This is a genomic window from Streptomyces sp. NPDC007162, from assembly GCF_040634175.1.
Taxonomy (GTDB): domain Bacteria; phylum Actinomycetota; class Actinomycetes; order Streptomycetales; family Streptomycetaceae; genus Streptomyces.
Map to the genome: position 1 here is coordinate 1 of NZ_JBEYFC010000739.1, position 3,526 is coordinate 3,526.

Genomic DNA, 3,526 nt, shown 5'->3' on the forward strand with positions numbered 1-3,526 from the left:
GGTGCGTGATAGCGGGTGAGGCGTCGTGCCTGGCAGGTGGCATGATCCGGCTGTGGCGATCATGGTCAATCGGCCGATGCTGGCGCATCGGCTGTTCACGGGGATCTCTCAGCGTCATCTCGCCCTCTTGGTGGAGGAGTTGGCGGCGCCGTGGCAGGCCAGCCTTGAGGGCCGCCGTCACGCTGCGCGAGGTGGTGCGAGGAAACGGGCCGCGGGAGCCGGTGCCCGTCACCAGCTGGTTTTCGTCGACCGGCTGGTGGCCACGCTGATTCATCTGCGGCATGACCTGCCGCATTCGGTGCTGGGGCTGTTGTTCGGCGTCGACCGCTCCACCGTCACCCGCGCGATCACAGAAGTACGCACGCTCCTGGCCGAACGGGGATGCGCGGTCCCCGACCGGCCCGGCCTGCGATTGCGCACGCTGACGGATGTGTTCGCGTACGCCCAGGCCGAAGGCATCGAGCTGCGCCTGGACGCCACCGAGATCCACATCCGCCGTCCACCGGCCGGACGTGGCGGCCGGCGCGCTTTCGTTTCCGGGAAGAAGAAGCAGAACACGACGAAGGCCACCGTCATCGCCGACTGGCGCGGCCGCACGTGATGGACTGATGCCCTGCGGCCTGGCCGTATGCACGACGCCACGGCCGCCCGCAATGAAGGCATCGCCGTCTGCTTCCAGCACTTCCCCGACGTCGAGGTCCTCCTGGACGACGGCTACCTCGGCCTGAGCCGCGACCACCGCGGGCAAGCCATCACACCGCCGAGAAAACCACGGCCTGGAGCGCTGCCCGGCAGAGTTGAGCAGTGGGAACGTGACCGCCACGGGGACGCCTCCGACCGCATCACTGTCGAACACGCCCTCGCCGACCACAAACGCTGGAAGCAACTGACCCGCTGGACCCACCGCCGCGACCGCCTCCCCGACACCTACCGCGCCATCGCCAGCCTCGTATCAGACCGCACGGCCACCACCTGAGAACGGCCGTGAGCAGGACAAACACGCCTCACCCGCTATCACGCACCAACTCGTTAGTGGTCGGCTCCGGAAGTCCTTCGGGGGTTGATCATCTGGCGAGGCGGAACGAGGATTCTTCCTGTTGATTCGGCGGTGTGCCGGTCGAGCCTGGCCAGCAGATCGTCCAGGTCGGAAGTGGTGAACTTCCACTGGAATGGCTGTGCCGTGGCGTTGTAGCGGTCTTCGAAGGCACGAAGCCGGTCCCCGACCTGGGCAAGGTCGGTCAAGTCGTTCGGCGAGACGACCTTGCGCTGCACGACGGAGAAATAGATCTCCACCTGGTTCAACCACGAGGCGCGGACCGGGGTGTGGACCATCACCGCGTTCGGGAACGCCACAGCCAGCCGGTCAGCGGCCTTGGTGCCGCGGTGGGAGGAGCCGTTGTCGACGATCCAGAACACGCGCTCGGCACTGGCGTAGGGTTCAACGCTCATGACCTGGTTGACCAGGTTCATGAACGGGTCGATGCCGGTGCGTGGTTCGGTGCGGCCGAACACCTTTGCGTGGTGGACGTCGTAGGCGGCGAGGTAGGCCAGGGCGCCGCCGCGGCCGTAGGTGTGGTTCACGCGCATGGCTCTGGCTTGCCCGGGCGCCAGGGTGGGGTGGCAGCGGCAGCGGGCCTGGACGGAGGTCTTCTCGTCCGCGCTGATGACGTACTCGTTCGGTCCGAGTGGGTGGCCTTGCCAGGTGCGGGCGTACAGATCCAGGACGCGTCCGGCCTTGATACGGAAGCCGGGGTCGGTGATGAAGATCCAGGAGCGGTGCTGCCAGGGCTTGAGTGCGTCCTCGGCCAGCCAGCGGCGCACGGTGGAGGCCGATATGAACGCGGTGATGCCCCGTTCCAGGGCCGCCTGGGCCAGTTCCGGGCACGACCAGCGTGCCAGTGGCACTCCACTCTCGGCGGGTAACTGGCAGGCCAGTGCCTTGACCTGGGCGGCCTGCAGTGGGCTGAAGGTGGGCGGCCGGCCGGACCGCTTACGGTCGGCCAGGGCGGGCAGTCCTCCGTTGGCAAAGCGTCCCCGCCAGGTGCGCACCGTGTCCAGGCGCAGGCCGGTGTCCCGGGCGATCCGGGCGTTGGAGTGCCCACGGGCCGCCGCGAGCACCACCCCAGCCCGGCAGCGGAGTTGATGGGGGGGCTTGTGGCCGTAGGCCATCTTCTTCAGCCGATGGCGCTCGCAGGCACGCAGCGAAACCGGTACGGCGGAGCGGACGGTCACGAAGGAGTCGCCGTTCCTCGGCGTTGGGGCGGACCGGCCGGTGTCACGCGGACACCGTCGGGCGACGGATTTTAGGGCCGACGGTGTCCGCGTTGAGGGCTTCAGGATTCGGGGTTGGCCAGGCGGCTGAGCATGGTTACGGCGTCGTCGTGCGCCACCGGCTGGAAGAAACGTGCGTCGACGTTCTCGACGGCGGCGATCGCGCGCGGAGCCAGCTCGGCTCCGGCACTGGTGACACGCAGCCGTTTGGCGCGGGTGTCGGCGGGGTCGACCTCGCGCTCGATCAAACCCTTGGCCTCCAGGGCGCGCAGGACCTGCGAGGTCATCTTGACGTCGGTGCCGGCCTGGCGGGCCAGGGCCTGCTGGTTGGGGTGTTCGCCGTGTGTGTTCAGCCACCAGGCGCAGGCAAGCAGAACGATCTGGACGTGGGTGAGGTCCATTGGGCTGAGGGCCGCGGCGATATCGCGCTGCCAGCGCAGCGTGGCGTGCCAGAGCAGGAATCCGGGGCTGTCGCCGGGGCTGAGGGCCATCAGTCCTGTGCCAGCTTGACCAGGGCGGCCATGGTCTCGGGCCAGTCCGCGGTGACGGCCGGACCGATCCGCGGGCCGAACTGGTCGGCGCCGGTGCCGGTGATCTCCATCCGGTACGTCACTCGAGTGCGGCCTCGCTCGCCCTTGTCGAGTCGGTGAATGGTGCGAAGGAGCAGCCCGTCGAACCGGGCCTCGTCCACAAACAGTTTGTTGATGGTCGCCTCGGCGACGATCAGGTGCACCGGGTCCTGGCCAGCTGGCGTCATCACGATCTCAGTGCCCGCCCCGAACGGGCCGCTGATCTGGATGCTCGCGATGTCGGTGTTCCAGACTCCCCAGTTCTCGACGTCAGCCCACAGACGCCAGATCGCCTCGGGTGCGGCGTCGGTCTCGGTGCTGTGCTCGTACGTCCACATCAGTGGCCTCCTGACCAAGAAGATTCTCTTCGAGAAGACTATCTGCGCGGAGATTATCTGTCTACGCGCCCCTCAGCGCCCCTCCTTCGCCCCAGGGGCAGCCCTCACGCAGCACCACTTCCACGTCAACCCCCGAAGGACTTCCGGAGCCGACCACTTAGGCGCGCCGTCCGTCGACAGCGACGCCGGACTGGAGTGACGTGACAACAAATGACACCCCCCGCACCGGCATCGCGTTCAACAAGCGCCTGCGTGTCGTGTTCGACGATCTTCAGAAGGCGTTCGGGGACGTGGCGCTCAGGCACGGCATCACGCACGAGGAGCTGGGCCAGGCCATCACCCACGTGC

Annotated in this window: 3 protein-coding genes and 1 pseudogene; 1 reads left to right on the forward strand and 3 read right to left on the reverse strand. The window is 67.8% G+C overall.

What is annotated here, in order from left to right:
- Window positions 1–61: 61 nt before the first annotated feature.
- Window positions 62–976: pseudogene (locus ABZ646_RS43115) on the forward strand (transposase family protein).
- Between the two features lie 53 nt (window positions 977–1,029).
- On the opposite strand, the gene ABZ646_RS43120 reads toward ABZ646_RS43115, so the two are convergent.
- The 3 genes from ABZ646_RS43120 to ABZ646_RS43130 form a co-directional block, all read right to left on the reverse strand.
- Window positions 1,030–2,232 (reverse strand): IS630 family transposase, encoded by a 1,203-nt coding sequence (locus tag ABZ646_RS43120; RefSeq protein ID WP_360532239.1) that lies wholly within the window; start codon window positions 2,230–2,232, stop codon window positions 1,030–1,032.
- A gap of 101 nt (window positions 2,233–2,333) precedes the next feature.
- Window positions 2,334–2,762, reverse strand: a complete 429-nt coding sequence (locus tag ABZ646_RS43125; RefSeq protein ID WP_360532242.1) for a MarR family transcriptional regulator — start codon at window positions 2,760–2,762, stop codon at window positions 2,334–2,336.
- Window positions 2,762–3,178, reverse strand: a complete 417-nt coding sequence (locus ABZ646_RS43130) for a polyketide cyclase (protein ID WP_360532245.1) — start codon at window positions 3,176–3,178, stop codon at window positions 2,762–2,764. The genes ABZ646_RS43125 and ABZ646_RS43130 overlap by 1 nt, the downstream gene beginning before the upstream one ends.
- Window positions 3,179–3,526 lie beyond the last annotated feature (348 nt).